Source organism: Mangrovicoccus ximenensis (genome assembly GCF_003056725.1).
Taxonomy (GTDB): domain Bacteria; phylum Pseudomonadota; class Alphaproteobacteria; order Rhodobacterales; family Rhodobacteraceae; genus Mangrovicoccus; species Mangrovicoccus ximenensis.
The window spans coordinates 1-13,485 of record NZ_QBKZ01000028.1; the positions used below are offsets into that span (position 1 = coordinate 1).

14 protein-coding genes and 4 pseudogenes are annotated in these 13,485 nt (G+C 70.1%); 7 read left to right on the top strand and 11 right to left on the bottom strand.

All coding sequences use genetic code 11. The annotated features are described in order from the left end of the window. The 6 genes and pseudogenes from C7T91_RS30655 to C7T91_RS30675 form a co-directional block, all read right to left on the bottom strand. Positions 1-173: pseudogene (locus tag C7T91_RS30655) on the bottom strand (gamma carbonic anhydrase family protein); the annotation flags it as partial. Between the two features lie 9 nt (positions 174-182). Continuing rightward, positions 183-806: pseudogene (gmk, locus tag C7T91_RS37590) on the bottom strand (guanylate kinase); the annotation flags it as partial. Further along, a pseudogene (locus tag C7T91_RS34135) lies at positions 789-959 on the bottom strand (NADH-quinone oxidoreductase subunit F); the annotation flags it as partial. The pseudogenes C7T91_RS34135 and gmk, both read right to left, overlap by 18 nt. Before the next feature lie 3 nt (positions 960-962). Beyond that, on the bottom strand, positions 963-1,211 hold the full coding sequence (locus C7T91_RS30665; protein WP_108263590.1) for a DUF5337 domain-containing protein: 249 nt from the start codon (positions 1,209-1,211) through the stop codon (positions 963-965). 3 nt (positions 1,212-1,214) lie between these two features. Further along, positions 1,215-1,910, bottom strand: a complete 696-nt coding sequence (locus C7T91_RS38245; RefSeq protein WP_108263591.1) for a lipocalin-like domain-containing protein — start codon at positions 1,908-1,910, stop codon at positions 1,215-1,217. 95 nt (positions 1,911-2,005) lie between these two features. Further along, positions 2,006-3,118: a pyridoxal phosphate-dependent aminotransferase gene (locus tag C7T91_RS30675; RefSeq protein WP_108263592.1), complete on the bottom strand. Its 1,113-nt coding sequence runs from the start codon at positions 3,116-3,118 to the stop codon at positions 2,006-2,008. Between the two features lie 199 nt (positions 3,119-3,317). On the opposite strand from C7T91_RS30675, the gene fmt reads away from it, so the two are divergent. The 5 genes and pseudogenes from fmt to C7T91_RS30700 all read left to right on the top strand — a co-directional run bounded on the left by fmt (position 3,318) and on the right by C7T91_RS30700 (position 8,031). Further along, positions 3,318-4,145 carry a methionyl-tRNA formyltransferase gene (gene fmt / locus C7T91_RS30680; RefSeq protein ID WP_108263631.1) on the top strand — a complete coding sequence of 276 codons (828 nt, stop codon included), beginning with the start codon at positions 3,318-3,320 and terminating at the stop codon, positions 4,143-4,145. Further along, positions 4,061-4,402, top strand: a pseudogene (locus C7T91_RS30685) (hypothetical protein); the annotation flags it as partial. The gene fmt and the pseudogene C7T91_RS30685, both read left to right, overlap by 85 nt. A gap of 34 nt (positions 4,403-4,436) precedes the next feature. Continuing rightward, positions 4,437-4,814: a CHAD domain-containing protein gene (locus C7T91_RS40270; RefSeq protein ID WP_407943361.1), complete on the top strand. Its 378-nt coding sequence runs from the start codon at positions 4,437-4,439 to the stop codon at positions 4,812-4,814. A 99-nt stretch (positions 4,815-4,913) separates the two neighbouring features. Beyond that, a complete protein-coding gene (cobT, locus tag C7T91_RS30695; RefSeq protein ID WP_108263593.1) occupies positions 4,914-6,794 on the top strand; it encodes a cobaltochelatase subunit CobT in 1,881 nt (626 codons plus the stop codon). Between the two features lie 67 nt (positions 6,795-6,861). Continuing rightward, positions 6,862-8,031, top strand: coding sequence for a hypothetical protein (locus C7T91_RS30700; protein ID WP_108263594.1), 1,170 nt, complete (start codon positions 6,862-6,864; stop codon positions 8,029-8,031). A 301-nt stretch (positions 8,032-8,332) separates the two neighbouring features. On the opposite strand, the gene C7T91_RS30705 is transcribed toward C7T91_RS30700, so the two are convergent. The 5 genes from C7T91_RS30705 to C7T91_RS30725 all read right to left on the bottom strand — a co-directional run bounded on the left by C7T91_RS30705 (position 8,333) and on the right by C7T91_RS30725 (position 12,339). After that, positions 8,333-9,091: an iron ABC transporter ATP-binding protein gene (locus C7T91_RS30705; RefSeq protein ID WP_108263595.1), complete on the bottom strand. Its 759-nt coding sequence runs from the start codon at positions 9,089-9,091 to the stop codon at positions 8,333-8,335. Then, on the bottom strand, positions 9,088-10,032 hold the full coding sequence (locus C7T91_RS30710; protein WP_108263596.1) for an iron chelate uptake ABC transporter family permease subunit: 945 nt from the start codon (positions 10,030-10,032) through the stop codon (positions 9,088-9,090). The genes C7T91_RS30705 and C7T91_RS30710 overlap by 4 nt, the downstream gene beginning before the upstream one ends. Further along, positions 10,022-10,978 carry an ABC transporter permease gene (locus tag C7T91_RS30715; protein ID WP_108263597.1) on the bottom strand — a complete coding sequence of 319 codons (957 nt, stop codon included), beginning with the start codon at positions 10,976-10,978 and terminating at the stop codon, positions 10,022-10,024. The genes C7T91_RS30710 and C7T91_RS30715 overlap by 11 nt, the downstream gene beginning before the upstream one ends. Before the next feature lie 21 nt (positions 10,979-10,999). Next, positions 11,000-11,911: a siderophore ABC transporter substrate-binding protein gene (locus C7T91_RS30720; protein WP_108263598.1), complete on the bottom strand. Its 912-nt coding sequence runs from the start codon at positions 11,909-11,911 to the stop codon at positions 11,000-11,002. Positions 11,912-12,045: 134 nt separating this feature from the next. Further along, positions 12,046-12,339, bottom strand: coding sequence for a winged helix-turn-helix domain-containing protein (locus tag C7T91_RS30725; RefSeq protein WP_108263599.1), 294 nt, complete (start codon positions 12,337-12,339; stop codon positions 12,046-12,048). Between the two features lie 290 nt (positions 12,340-12,629). Between C7T91_RS30725 and C7T91_RS30730 the strand changes: the two genes are divergently transcribed. Together C7T91_RS30730 and C7T91_RS30735 are read left to right on the top strand one after the other, a co-directional pair. Next, positions 12,630-12,824, top strand: a complete 195-nt coding sequence (locus C7T91_RS30730) for a hypothetical protein (RefSeq protein ID WP_108263600.1) — start codon at positions 12,630-12,632, stop codon at positions 12,822-12,824. A 9-nt stretch (positions 12,825-12,833) separates the two neighbouring features. Continuing rightward, entirely contained in the window at positions 12,834-13,478 is a 645-nt protein-coding gene (locus C7T91_RS30735) for a tRNA pseudouridine synthase A (RefSeq protein ID WP_108263601.1), read from the top strand. Positions 13,479-13,485: the final 7 nt, after the last annotated feature.

Here is a 13,485-nt window from a genome sequence, read left to right on the forward strand (position 1 = left end):
CTGCCGCGGCCGAGCGTGATCGTCTCGTTGTCGCCCCTGAGCGTCGCGCCGAACCAGACGGAGGCGCCCTCTTCAAGCACCACCTTGCCGATCAGGTTGGCGTCGGGCGCCACCCAGCAATCGCCGTTTTCCGGAAGCTGCGGAGCGTCGTTCCCAAGGGCGTAAAGCGTCATAGNGCCGGCCTCGAATTCCTCGTTGAGCGCGCGCACGCGGTGGATCAGGTCAGGCTGNGCGCGAGCGGCGCAGCCTCTCGGCGGTGACGATGGCGCGCAGCTCCGCCTCCGCCTTGTCGATGTCGTTATTGATGAGCACGTAATCGTATTCCGNCCCAATGGCTGATTTCGTCGCGGGACCGCGCCATCCGCTTGGCGATGGTCTCGGCGCTGTCCTGGGCGCGGGATTCCAGGCGGCGGTGCAGCTCGGCGATCGACGGCGGCAGCACGAAGATCGACACGACATCCTCGGCGCGCGCCGAGTTGCGGACCTGCTGCCCGCCCTGCCAGTCGATGTCGAACAGCACGTCATGGCCTTCGTTCATCGCGTCGAAGACCGGCCCCGCGGGCGAGCCATAGAGATTGCCGAAGACCTCGGCATGTTCCAGCATCTCGCCGTTCTCGACCATGGCGAGGAACTNCTTCGCGCGAGCGGAAATGGTAGTCGACGCCGTCTTCCTCGCCCGGGCGCGGTTCCCGGGTGGTTGCCGAGACCGAGAAGCCGATATTGGCATCCCAGGCCCGCAGCCTGCGCGCCAGCGTCGATTTTCCCGCGCCGGACGGCGAGGAAAGGACGCCGCCGCGGCCGCGCAGGCCGGATTTCTTCATCTCCTCGACGATCCAGTCGCGCCCCTTGGCGATGATCTCCGCGGTGCCGTCCCAGCGGCCGAGCTTCTTCGCCCCGGCAAGGGAGCGGTCATGCATGCCGTAGATGTTGAGGAAGATGCGATCTTCGTCCTTCAGCATGGGCTATCCTCCATTGGGGGGCCGCGAGGAACCGCGCGCCTGCCAGAGTTGGTAGGTGACGACCAGGGCCCAGACAAAGGCCGCGATCGCCGCAAAGTCGAAGAGGAACGCGAGCCGCACCGGCAGGCCGAAATTCGCGCCGGCAAGCTGCACCAGGACCCACAGCACCATGGTCCCCGCCACGACGAGCGCCGCCCTGCGTCCCTTGCGGGCGAGCCGGATCTCTTCGTCGCTGGGCTGGTGCCGGGTCATGGGTCAGTCCTTCTCCAGCAGGGCCTTGGCCTGGCCGACCCAGTCGTCGCGGGTGATCCGGCCCTTCGGCCCGTCGAAATTCTCGTCGATCCAGGCGATCTCGGCCGGCCCCCAGGAGGCAATCTGCGCGAAAGTGTATACCCCGAGCGCATGCAGCGCGTCCTCGAGCTTCGGCCCGACGCCGGTGATCTGCCGCAGGTCGTCGGCATCCCCGGGCGCCGCGTCGAAAAGCTCGGGCTTCGCGGCCGCCGGTCCGGTCTCGGGCACGGCGGCCTTCCCGGCCGGGGCTTCCTGCTTGGTCGCGCCGGTTTCGTCCGCCGCCTCGCCGATGCCGCCGCGGGCCCGGCGTTCGGCCACCAGATGTGCGCCGGGCCGGGTCATGGCGGCATGGGCGAACCAGATCTGCGGAGAGGCCCAGCCGGGCCGCTCCTGCGGGGCCAGCGCCGAGCGGAACAGCGTCCACTGGATGCCGCGGTCCTCGCCGGAGGCGGTTTTCAAGTTCGCCGTGACGTACCACCATTCGATGCGGAAGCGCGGATGCGGCCCGTGATCCCGCGGAAAGCGGAAGACCGGGTCCGGCTGCGGCAGGGCGAAGCCGTCGGCATCCTGTCCGAGCCCGGCAAAGCCCTGCCCCATGGCGGGACCGGCAGCCGTGGCGAGAAGGGCCAGCGCATGGCGGCGGGTGATCCTAGCGGGCATCGGCAAAGACCCTCAGAAGGCGCGCCGGGCTGACCCGGGCAAGGCGCAGCGCAGGGAGCGCGGCCGCCAGCAGCGCGGCAAAGCCGGGCGCGCTTTCAGTCCGCGGCGCGCGCGGCGGCAAGCGCCTGCGGCAGCGCCGCGGCCAGCAGATCCAGATCCTGCGGCCGCCCGGCAGAGATCCGGATGCAGCGGTCCTCGGGCGCAACGAAGGGCTTGCGGATGAAGATGTCGCGCGCGTCGAGTTCTTCCATAACGCGCTTGGCAAAGGCCCCGTCCGCGCCGCAATCGAGCGCCACGAAATTCGTGGCCGAGGGCAGCGCCTGCAGGCCGTTCTCCGCCCCGATCGCGGCAATGCGGTCGCGCGCGGCCGCGACATCGGCTTGCACACGGGCCAAATGCACCTGGTCCTGCAGCGCCGCCAGCGCCCCGGCCTGGCTCATCCGGCACATGCCGAAATGGTTGCGGATCCGGTCGAAGGCGGCGATCAGCGATGCCTCGCCGATGGCATAGCCGACCCGCGCGCCCGCCAGCCCGTAGGCCTTGGAGAAGGTGCGCATCCGGATCACCCGCGGATCGTCCGGCACCAGCGCGGGCGCCGTGCCTTCCGGGGCGAACTCGATATAGGCTTCGTCGAGCAGCATCAGGCAGCCCTCGGGCACCGCCTCGATCATCGCCTGCACGGTTGCGGCATCGTGCCAGGTGCCCATCGGGTTGTCGGGATTGGCCAGGTAGACCAGCTTGGCGCCAACCTCGCGCGCCTTTGCGATCAGCGCCTGCGGATCCTCCCGGTCGCCGCGATAGGGCACGGTGACGATCTCGCCGCCGAAGCCCGCGACATGGTAGTTGAAGGTCGGATAGGCGCCCGCCGAGGTCACCACCTTGTCGCCCGGCCCGACCGTCAGCCGCACCAGCAGGCCGAGGAGCCCGTCGATCCCCTCGCCGATCAGGACATTCGCCTCGGCCGCGCCCAGATGCGCCGCCAGCGCCGCGCGCAGCTCCTTCGAGGAGGAGTCGCCGTATTTCCACGCTTCGCCCGCCTCGGCCTGCATCGCCGCAACCGCACGCGGCGACGGACCGAAGACATTCTCGTTGGCGCCGAGCCGCGCGGCATAGGGGCGGCCGCGGCGGCGCTCCATCTCCTCGGGGCCGATGAACGGCACGGTGGCAGGCAGGGCGGCGACGAGCGGGGTGAGGAGCGAACGGGTCATGCCCGGGCTTGTCGCGCGTCTTCGTGCCGCCTGCAAGGGGTCAGAGCAGCGGCTCGACCGCCTTGGCGACAGCCCATGTCTCCCGCGCCGCGCAGCGGCCCGGCCCAACGGGAGGTGCTGCGCGAAAGCGCGGCAACGACGGGCGGGAGCGCCCCGTCCCTCCGGGCAAAGACGGTGGCCCCCGTGCGGCGGCGCCGCTATATCGCCCGCAGGACATGCCAGCGGGAGAGCATCATGCGCGTCATCCGCGCTGGTGGCCGCAGGCCACGAGATCGCCTGCGTCTACACCCAGCCACCCCGCCCCGCCGGCCGCGGCAAGAAGGACCGCCCCACGCCGGTCCATGCCCGCGCCGAAGCGCTCGGCCTGCCGGTGCGCCATCCCGCCAGGCTGAAATCCCCCGAGGACCGGGCAGAGTTCGCCGCGCTCGGGGCAGATGTCGCGGTGGTGGTCGCCTACGGGCTGATCCTGCCGCAGCCGGTGCTCGATGCGCCGCGGCATGGCTGCCTCAACATCCATGCTTCGCTGCTGCCGCGCTGGCGCGGCGCGGCGCCGATCCACCGCGCGATCATGGCGGGCGATGCCGAAAGCGGCGTCTGCATCATGCAGATGGAAGCCGGGCTCGATACCGGGCCGGTGCTGCTGCGGGAGGCCACGCCGATCGGGGCGGAAGAAACCACCGCGGGGCTGCATGACCGCCTGTCGGAGATGGGCGCGCGGCTGATCACCGACGCCCTGTCCCGGCTCGGCACGCTCGTCCCCGCCCCCCAGCCCGAAGACGGCGTCACCTATGCCGCCAAGATCGACAAGGCCGAGGCGCGGATCGACTGGAGCCGCCCGGCGGAAGAGGTCGACCGGCTGATCCGCGGCCTCTCGCCCTTCCCCGGCGCTTGGTGCGAGGCGGCAGGCGAACGGGTGAAGCTGCTGGCCTCGCGCCTGGCCGAGGGCAGCGTCCCGAGCTGTTCGTGCTGCACCCGTCGGGCAATCCCCTGTTCATCGCCAACGAGGACGACAACCTCGTCACGGTGACCGACGTCAACACCCGCCAGGTGCTGGCCGAGGTGCCGGTGGGGGTGGAGCCCGAGGGCATGGGGATCAGCCCCGACGCGCGCTTCGTGGTCAACACCTCCGAGACCACCAACATGGCGCATTTCATCGACACCTCGGATTACCGGATCAAGCACAACGTGCTGGTCGACCAGCGGCCGCGCTACGCGGTCTATTCGGATGACGGCACCCGGCTCTTCGTGACCTCCGAGATCGGCGGCACGGTCTCGGTGATGGAGACCGGTCGCGCCCCGCGCCGCCGCCGCGCTGGATCTGAGCTGGGCGAAGGCGCAAAAGCGCGCCCGCGGCATTGCCGGGCTCGACACCGAGGCCCGCCATGCGCTGCGCAAGGCGCTGAAGCAGCTGCGCTACCAGGCGGAATTCGCCGCGGCCCTGCATCCCAGCGAGGACACGGAGAAATTCCTCAAGCGGCTCAAGCGCCTGCAGGAGCTTTTCGGCAGGCTGAACGACATCGCCACGCTGGAGCGGCTGACTGCGCCCGGCGCGCCGCTGGCACCGGAAACGCCCGCCGCGCAAGATGCGCTCGACGCGCTGCTGGCCCGGCTCGGCAAGGCCGCCGCGCAGGACTGGAAGAAGGCGCAGCGCAAATGGGAGCGGCTCGCCGCCCTGCCCGCCTTCTGGGCGGAATGAAACCGGCCCGCGCCCCGCAGCCCGCGCTGCCGGGGCCACGGCCTTGCCCCCTGCCGCCGCCTGTGGCACGCAGGACAGACGCAAGCGCAGGTAAACCAGATGTCCAAGCCCACCGACAATCCCGCCGATCCGTTCAAGAAGGCCCTGGCCGAAGCCACCAAGGTCATGGCCGACGATCCCGAGATGACGGTGAGCTATTCGGTCGACCCGCCGGGCATGAACGCGGACTCGATCCGCCTGCCGCAGATCTCGCGGCGGATGACCCGCGCCGAGGTGCTGCTGGCGCGCGGCACGGCCGATGCCTATGCGCTGAACCGCAAGTTCCACGACGCCGCGACCCATGCCCGCTATGCCCCGCCCGGACAGCTGGCGCATGACATCTACGAGGCGATGGAAACCGCGCGCTGCGAGGCGATGGGCGCCCGCGTGATGCCCGGCACCGCCGGCAATATCGACGCCAAGATTTCCTGGGAGGCCGAGCGCAAGGGCTATGCCACGGTCTCCGACCCGAAGGACGTGCCGCTTGCCGTCGCCGCGGGCTACCTGATCCGGCATCTCGCCACCGGGCGCGACCTGCCGCCCGCCGCCGCCAACGTGATGGAGCTGTGGCGCGAGCATATCGAGGGCCAGGCCGGCGGAACGCTGGAGGATCTGGACCGCGTGCTGTCCGACCAGGCGGCCTTCTCGCGCTTCTCGCGCCGGATCATCGAGGATCTGGGCTATGGCGACCAGCTCGGCGAAGATCCGGACATGTCCGACGAGGAGGAGCCCGAGGACCAGGCCGAGACCCAGGAGGACCAGCAGGACCAGGAAGGCGAGGACGGCGAGCAGGAAGACGCGCCGCAGGACAATGACGCCGCCCCCGAGCAGTCCCAGGACGACGCCGGCGACCAGTCCGAGGCGCAGGTGGTCATGGACCAGATGGCAGATGCCGAGATGGGCGAGGAAAGCGACCTGCCCGACGGCGCCGGTCCGCTCGACCCGCCGCCGCCGCCGCCCGTCAGCGAGGCCGATCTCGGCTACACCGTCTGGAATTCCGAACATGACGAGGAAATCCGCGCCGAGGACCTGGCAGAGCCGGCCGAGCTGGAACGGCTGCGCGCCTATCTCGACCAGCAGCTCGAGCCCCTGAAGGGCGCGGTGAGCCGCCTGGCCAACAAGCTGCAGCGGCGGCTCCAGGCGCAGCAGAACCGCTCTTGGGAATTCGACCGCGAGGAAGGCATCCTCGATGCCGGCCGTCTGGCCCGCGTGGTCGCCAACCCGACGACGCCGCTCAGCTTCAAGGTCGAGAAGGACACCGAATTCCGCGATACCGTGGTGACGCTCCTGCTCGACAACTCGGGCTCGATGCGCGGCCGCCCGATCTCGATCGCGGCGATCTGCGCCGACGTGCTGGCGCGCACGCTGGAGCGCTGCTCGGTCAAGGTCGAGATCCTCGGCTTCACCACGCGCGCCTGGAAGGGCGGCCAGAGCCGCGAGGAATGGCTGAACGCGGGCCGTCCGCAGCAGCCCGGCCGCCTCAACGACCTGCGCCACATCATCTACAAGCAGGCCGACGCGCCGATGCGCCGGACCCGCAACAATCTCGGGCTGATGATGAAGGAAGGCCTGCTGAAGGAGAACATCGACGGCGAGGCGCTGGAATGGGCGCACAAGCGCGTCATCGGCCGCCCCGAGGCGCGCAAGATCCTGATGGTGATCTCCGACGGCGCGCCGGTCGACGATTCCACGCTCAGCGTGAACCCGGCGAACTACCTCGAGAAGCACCTGCGCGACGTGATCGCCATGGTCGAGAAGAAAAAGGCGGTCGAGCTGATCGCCATCGGCATCGGCCATGACGTGACCCGCTACTACCAGCGCGCGGTGACGATCACCGATGTCGAGCAGCTGGCCGGCGCGATGACCGAGCAGCTCGCTTCGCTCTTCGACAGCGACCCGCGCGCCCGCGCCCGGGTGCTCGGCATGAAGAACGTCGCCTGACGCCCCGGCCCGCAAAGCAAGACAGCCCTCCCCCTCCGTGCTATCATGGCGGGAAGCAGGGGGGAGCATGAAGCTTCTGGTTGCAACCGCGGCGGCGCTGGCCGCCGCCGGAATGGCCGCCGCGGCGCCGATCACCTTCGAATGGACCGGCCGGGTCAATTCGGTCTCCGCGCAGCGCGGGGACAATCTCGATATCGGCCTTCAGCTCCAAGACCGGGTCACCGGCAGCTTCGCCTATGACATCGCCCATCCCGATGCCCGCCCGGCCGATCCCGACAGCTATTTCGCTGCCGACATGCCGATGTGGATCACCGCGATCGCCCGCGGCCACGCCTTTTCCTTCGCCGCCGCCGAAAGCACCGCGCAGGTGGCCGGCATCGGCGGCGGCATCTTCCAGGTCGACAACAGCCGCGACACCGCGCCGACCGGCAGCCTGTTCGGCGCCACGGCCCTCGACAACGACGCCGATGCCAATGCCGGCGGCTTCCTCGCCTCCGATCCCTGGAACCCCGCGGTCGAGCCGATCCTGCTGGACGGCAGCGAGCTGAATGCCGGGGTCGCCAGCTTCAATGTCCAGATCAGCGCCCCCGCCACCGGCCTGTTCGGCGCCGATGCCCTGCTGAACGAAAGCCTCGACCTGGACGATTTTGCCCAGGCCTTCATGAATTTCGGCTTCACCGAGGATCCCAACGGCCTGAACGCGCTGCAATTCACGGTGGCGCTCGACAGTTTCCGGCTGGAGGGCGATCCGCTGCCGCCGGTGCCGCTGCCGCCCGCCGCGGCGGCGCTGGCCGAGGGGCGCGCTTGGCAAACGGATGGGCGTCCGAGGAGGCCGGCATGCGGCGGCTATCGACGGCTTCTCGATGCCAGGAAGGCCTCCGCTGCAATGAGCAGGAATGGCGATTTCCCCGAGTTCAAGCTGGTCCGCCGAGACGGACCATGGAGAGCGCCTCCGGATCGCCGAAGGACGCGTTGGTCCGCCGCCCCGAGGTCGGGTCACGCCAGGAGGCGAAAGCCGCGCTGTTCGAATGCATCGCATCTCCTGCAACCGGCAGCGCCGCCGCTCCGGCATCGGCGGCCTAGCCCCTGCGCAGGCCAGGACCGGCATGGTGGCCAAGATGGCCGCATCCTGAATATCGGCCCCGTCCGGGAGCCGGGGACAAGGTCAGTCCCTTGCCTTCGACGGCATGGGCCGTCCCTAACCGCAGCTGATGGATTGCGCCATCGCGACCTATAGCCTTACGACGGTCGCCCATATCGTGCTCTGCGTGGCTGCGCCGGCGCTGGCGGCCTGACGAATTGCGCTTCGGTTGAGCTGCATCTCCCCGGAAAAGCCCAAGGCGGAGGCGGCACTGGCAAAGCTTGGCTCCAAGGCGGTGCATGCCGCGACCTGCGCGCGCCTCCTTATCCTGTCGGTGGCCGGTCGGTGCGGTGGCCCAGCTCCACGAGCTGCTGACCAATGCGCTGCTGGGGATGCGCCGACCGGCTTTCTGCGCGCGGGGGAGGGGCCGGGGAGGGGGCCGTGCCCCCTCCCTGCCTCAGGCGTGGTGCAGCACGGTCGGGCGGCCGTTGATCTCCTCGACGCCGATCTCCATGCCGAAAAGCTCCGACAGCTTCGGCGCGGTCAGCACGTCGCGCGGCGCGCCCTGGTCGGCCAGCCGGCCGTCCTTCAGCGCCACGACGTGGTCGGCCCAGGCGGCGGCATAGTTGATGTCATGCACCACCATGACCACCGAGCGCCCGCCCGCGCGGCTGAGCGCGTGGATCCGCGCCATCAGCGCCCGGGCATGGTACATGTCGAGATTGTTCAGCGGCTCGTCGAGCAACAGCCAGTCGGTCTCCTGCGCCAGCCCCATGGCGATGAAGGCGCGCTGGTTCTGCCCGCCCGACAGCTCGTCGAGGAAGCGGTCGCGCAGCTCGACGAGGTCGAAGGCCTCGAGCGCGCGCTCCACGGCTTCATGATCCTCGGGGCGCGGACGGCCATGGTGATGCGGCCAGCGGCCGAAGCCGACGAGATCGCCCACCCGCAGGCGGCTGGCCACGCCGACCCGCTGGGTGACGATCGCCAGCCGCTTGGCCAGGAGGTCGGTCCTGGTCCGGGTCACGCAGAGCCCGTCGACCTCGACCTTGCCCTCCTGGATCGGCAGCAGCCGCGCCATCAGCCCCATCAGCGTCGATTTCCCCGCGCCGTTCGGTCCGATGATGGCGGTGATCCCGTCCTTGGGCAGGTCCAGCGTCACGTCGGTCAGGATCGGCGCTCCGCCGATGCGGTGGCTGAGGTTGCGGATGGCGATCATCTGCGGCGGCCTCCGAGCACGAGATAGAGGAAGAGGAGCCCGCCGAAGAACTCGATGATCACGGCGAGCGTGGATTGGAGCCCGAGAATGCGCTCGAACACGCCCTGGCCGATCACCAGGACGAGCCCCGAGATCAGCGCGGCGGCGGGCAGCAGCAGCACATGGCGCGGCGTCTGCATCAGCTGGTGCGCCAGCGCGGCGACCAGGAGGCCGAGGAAGCTGACCGGGCCGACCAGTGCCGTCGAGACCGCGACCAATGCGGCCACGAGCAGCAGAAGCACCGTCGACAGCCGGTCATGGCGCAGCCCCAGCCCGATCGCGCTGTCGCGGCCCAGGGCCACGATGTCGAGCGCCGGGGCGAGCTTCCAGATCGCGGCGAAGACCGGCACGAACAGCGCGGCCGCCATGGCCAGCTGGGTGGTGTCGACCGCGCCGAAGCTGGCGAACATCACCTGCTGGACCACGGCGAATTCGCTGGGATCGATCAGCCGCAGCACGAAGGCGGTCATCGAACGGAAAAACAGGCCGAAGATCACCCCGACGAGGATCATCCGGTGCAGGTCGCCGCGTCCCCGCCCCATCAGCAGCGAGAACAGCGCCAGCGAGGCCGCCATCATCAGCGCGGTGTCGAGCAGGAACTTCGCCGGACCGTCGGCCATCGCGTAGCCGAGGCTGCCCATGGTCAGCACCATCAGGCTCTGCACCAGGAGGAAGAGCGAGTCGAAGCCCATGATCGAGGGCGTCAGGATGCGGTTGCCGGTGACGGTCTGGAACACCACGGTAGAGATGCCGACCGCGGCGCCGACCAGCAGCAGCGCGGCGAGCTTGGTGGCGCGCAGCTCGAGGATGAAGCCGGTCGGGCCCTTCAGCCCCCAGAACAGGAAGAAGGCGCAGGCGGCCAGCAGGGCCGCGCCGAGGGCGAGGAGGCGCTTATCGGGCACGGGGCTTCGGTCCGAGCAGAAGCCAGAGGAAGACGGCGGCGCCGACGGCGCCGAAGATCGTCCCGGCCGGGATTTCGTAGGGAAAGCGGATGATCCGGCCGAGCACGTCGGAGGCCAGCACCAGCCCGGCGCCCATCCCTGCCATCACCGGCAGCGAGGCGCGCAGGTTGTCGCCCATGATCCGCGCGACGATGTTCGGCACCACCAGCCCGACGAAGGGCACGGCGCCGACGGTGACCACCACCATGGCGGTCACGACCGACACGGTGATCATGCCGATCCAGAGCGTCTGCACGTAGTTCAGCCCCAGCCCGATGCTGGCGGTCTCGCCGAGGCCCGCGATGGTGAAGCGGTCGGCGAAGAGATAGGCGAGGCCCGCGACCAGCCCGGCGAGCCACAAGAGCTCGTAGCGCCCGGCCAGAACGCCGGAGAACTCGCCGTTCATCCAGGTGCCCAGGTATTGCAGCAGGTCGGCCTGGTAGGCGATGAAGGTCGTGCCCGCGCCGATGATGCCGCTGTAGATGATGCCGACCAGCGGGACCATCAGCGGCTCTTCGGGGGGCAGGCGGCGGATCAGCGCGAGGAAGCCCGCCATGCCGATCAGCGCGGCCCCGGCGGAAATGCCCATCTTGCCGAGGATCGGCACGCCGGGCGCCAGCATGGTGACGGCCAGAAGGCCCAGCATCGCCGCCTCGACCGTGCCGGTGGTGCCCGGCTCGACGAAGCGGTTGCGCACCAGCAGCTGCATGATCACCCCCGCCACCGCCATCGACGCGCCCGAGAGCATCGCCGCGGCGGTGCGCGGCAGGCGGCTCAGCAGCAGGAGCTTCAGCCCCTCCGGATCGCTCAGCAGCTGGACGGGGGACATCGAGGCCGCCCCGACCAGGATCGAGGCGGCGACCAGGCCCAGAAGGGCCAGGCAGGTCAGGAGGAGGGGACGGCTCATGGCGGCGGCTGGAACCGGAGATCAGCTGTCGGCGGCGGCGAAGGCTTCGGTGATCTGGTCCAGCACGCCTTCCAGCGCCTGGGCGCCGCCGCCCGAAATGTACATGCGCGCCGGGTCGAGATAGACGACATGGCCGTTCTTCCAGGCGTTGGTCTCGCGCACCAGCGCGTTGTCGAGCGTCTGCGCCGCGCTCTCGCCCTCGGCATCGATCGCCGCGCCGCGGTCGACGACCAGCAGCCAGTCCGGGTTCACCTCGGCGATGAATTCGAAGGAGACCGCCTCGCCATGGGTCTGGGTCGACAGGCCCTCGCGCGCCTCGGGCAGGCCGACGGCATTGTGGATCCAGCCGAAGCGCGAGCCCGCGCCATAGGCCGAGACCTTCGGGCCGTTGGTCAGGATCACCAGCCCGTTGCCCTTGCCCTCGACCGCGGCTTCGGCGGCTTCGAGCTTGGTGCGGATGCTCTCTTCCAGCGCGTCGGCCTCGGCGTCGCGGCCGGTCAGCGTGCCATAGGCCTCGATCCGCGCCAGCGCGGTCTCGACGATGTTCTCCGTCGGGATGGTCATGTCGATGGCGGTGCCGACGCGGGCGACCGAGTCGAGCTGCGACACGGACCGGCCGCCGACGATGATCAGGTCGGGGGCGAGCTGCGCCAGCTTCTCCAGATCGGGCTCGAAGAGCGTGCCGACCGGCTGGGCCGCGGCGGAGACATCCGCGAGATAGGGCACCATCAGCGGCGAGGGCACGCCGGCCATTTCGACGCCGAGCGCCTGCAGCGTGTCGATCGCCGCGGCGTCATAGACCGCGATGGTGCCGGGATTGGCCTCGACCGTTGCGGGACCGCGGGCGGTCTCGATCTCGACGGACTGGGCGGCGGCGGACGTTGCGACAAGCGCGGCAAGGCCGAACGCGGCAAGGAAGGGGCGGGATTCCATCGGCAGGCTCCTGGAAACTGGATCAATCGCAGAGCGTGGCGGTGGCTGGCTCCTTCTCGGTGCTTCTCTAGGAAGAATGTTCCGGAGAGTACAGACTAAACCCGACTGTTTCGATCAAATACCTGCGACCCGCGTCAGGGTGCCTCGGTCTGGGCCCCCTGCGCCCAATCCACGCGCGGCGTGAACACGTAGCCCGCGCCGTAGACCGTTTTGATCGCACGCGGTTTCTTGGGGTCGTCGCCGAGCTTGCGGCGCAACCGCGAGATGCGGACATCCATGGCGCGGTCGAAGGTCTCGAGATCCGAGGGCCCCTCGATGTCGAGGAGGAAGCGGCGGCTCAGCACCCGCCCGGCGGCATTGGCGAAGGCCCGCAGCAGCGAGGCCTCGGCGGCCGAGAGCGAGACGGTGCCGCCCTCGGGATCGGTCAGCGTGCAAGCGCCGAAATCGGCGGTCCAGCCGTCGAAGCGGGCGACCTCGCGGCTCCGGTCCGGGGCCTGGGTTCGCGCTGCCCGGCGGGCTGGTCGCGGCCGGGCTGACCGGGCTCTGGATCGGCCTCTCGGCCGGGACCGGCGCCGGGTTCAGCGGCGCCTCCGTCTATGACAGCGCCTTCGGGCTGCAGATGATCTATGAATTCCCGGCACTGGCCGGGCTCTTGCCGGAGGGATGACCATGCCAGCTGGCCTGGCGCATCGCCGTCGGCCTGTCGCTGGCACTGAACGTGCTGGTGATCTGCGCGGTCGCCGGGCTGTTCCTGTCGCGGCACGTGTTCGACGGCCGCGAGCCGCCGCCGATGCGGCCGGGCTTCGTCGCGCCGCTGATCGGGGTGATGCCGCCCGGAGACCGGCGCGGCGTCCGGGCCCCTCGGGGTCCGGGCGGCGGGCACCCCCTTGCGCAAACCCCGCCGAGGCAGTAGCCGCAGCGCATGCCCCGCTATGCCCTGAAGATCGAATATCACGGCGCGCCCTTCTCGGGCTGGCAGCGCCAGAACGAGCACCCGTCGGTCCAGCAGGCCGTCGAGGAGGCCCTCGGCCGCACCGATGCCGGGGTCCATGCCACCGGCCAGGTCGCGCATTGCGACATGGCGCGCGACTGGGACCCGTTCCGCCTGGCCGAGGCGCTGAACTACCACCTGAAGCCCGCCCCGGTCGCCATCCTCGAGGCCGCCCGCGCCCCCGATGACTGGCATGCCCGCTTCTCCGCCCGCGAACGGCGCTACATCTTCCGGCTGCTGTCGCGCCGCGCCCAGCCGACGCACGAGGCCGGCCTCGTCTGGCATGTCCGCCAGAAGCTGGAGCTGGAGCCGATGCAGGAGGCCGCGCGGCATCTCGTCGGCCGCCACGACTTCACCACCTTCCGCAGCTCGATCTGCCAGGCGGAAAGCCCGGTGAAGACGCTCGACCGGCTCGACGTCACCGCGCACGAGGTGCCGAACGGCACCGAGTTCCGCTTCGACGTGCGCGCCCGTTCCTTCCTGCACAACCAGGTGCGCAGCTTCGTCGGCACGCTGGAACGCGTCGGCGCCGGCGGCTGGGCGCCCGCGCGCGTCGCCGAGGCGGGCCCTGCCTGAGCGAGGC

What these genes read in the sequence shown, in the direction of transcription:
- C7T91_RS30705 (WP_108263595.1), bottom strand. Translation starts at nt 9,091, where the DNA reads ATGATCGCCATCCGCAACCTCAGCCACCGCATCGGCGGAGCGCCGATC.
- C7T91_RS30700 (WP_108263594.1), top strand. Translation starts at nt 6,862, where the DNA reads ATGAAGCTTCTGGTTGCAACCGCGGCGGCGCTGGCCGCCGCCGGAATG.
- C7T91_RS30735 (WP_108263601.1), top strand. Translation starts at nt 12,834, where the DNA reads ATGCCCCGCTATGCCCTGAAGATCGAATATCACGGCGCGCCCTTCTCG.
- cobT (WP_108263593.1), top strand. Translation starts at nt 4,914, where the DNA reads ATGTCCAAGCCCACCGACAATCCCGCCGATCCGTTCAAGAAGGCCCTG.
- C7T91_RS30665 (WP_108263590.1), bottom strand. Translation starts at nt 1,211, where the DNA reads ATGACCCGGCACCAGCCCAGCGACGAAGAGATCCGGCTCGCCCGCAAG.
- C7T91_RS30720 (WP_108263598.1), bottom strand. Translation starts at nt 11,911, where the DNA reads ATGGAATCCCGCCCCTTCCTTGCCGCGTTCGGCCTTGCCGCGCTTGTC.
- C7T91_RS38245 (WP_108263591.1), bottom strand. Translation starts at nt 1,910, where the DNA reads ATGCCCGCTAGGATCACCCGCCGCCATGCGCTGGCCCTTCTCGCCACG.
- C7T91_RS30715 (WP_108263597.1), bottom strand. Translation starts at nt 10,978, where the DNA reads ATGAGCCGTCCCCTCCTCCTGACCTGCCTGGCCCTTCTGGGCCTGGTC.
- C7T91_RS30675 (WP_108263592.1), bottom strand. Translation starts at nt 3,118, where the DNA reads ATGACCCGTTCGCTCCTCACCCCGCTCGTCGCCGCCCTGCCTGCCACC.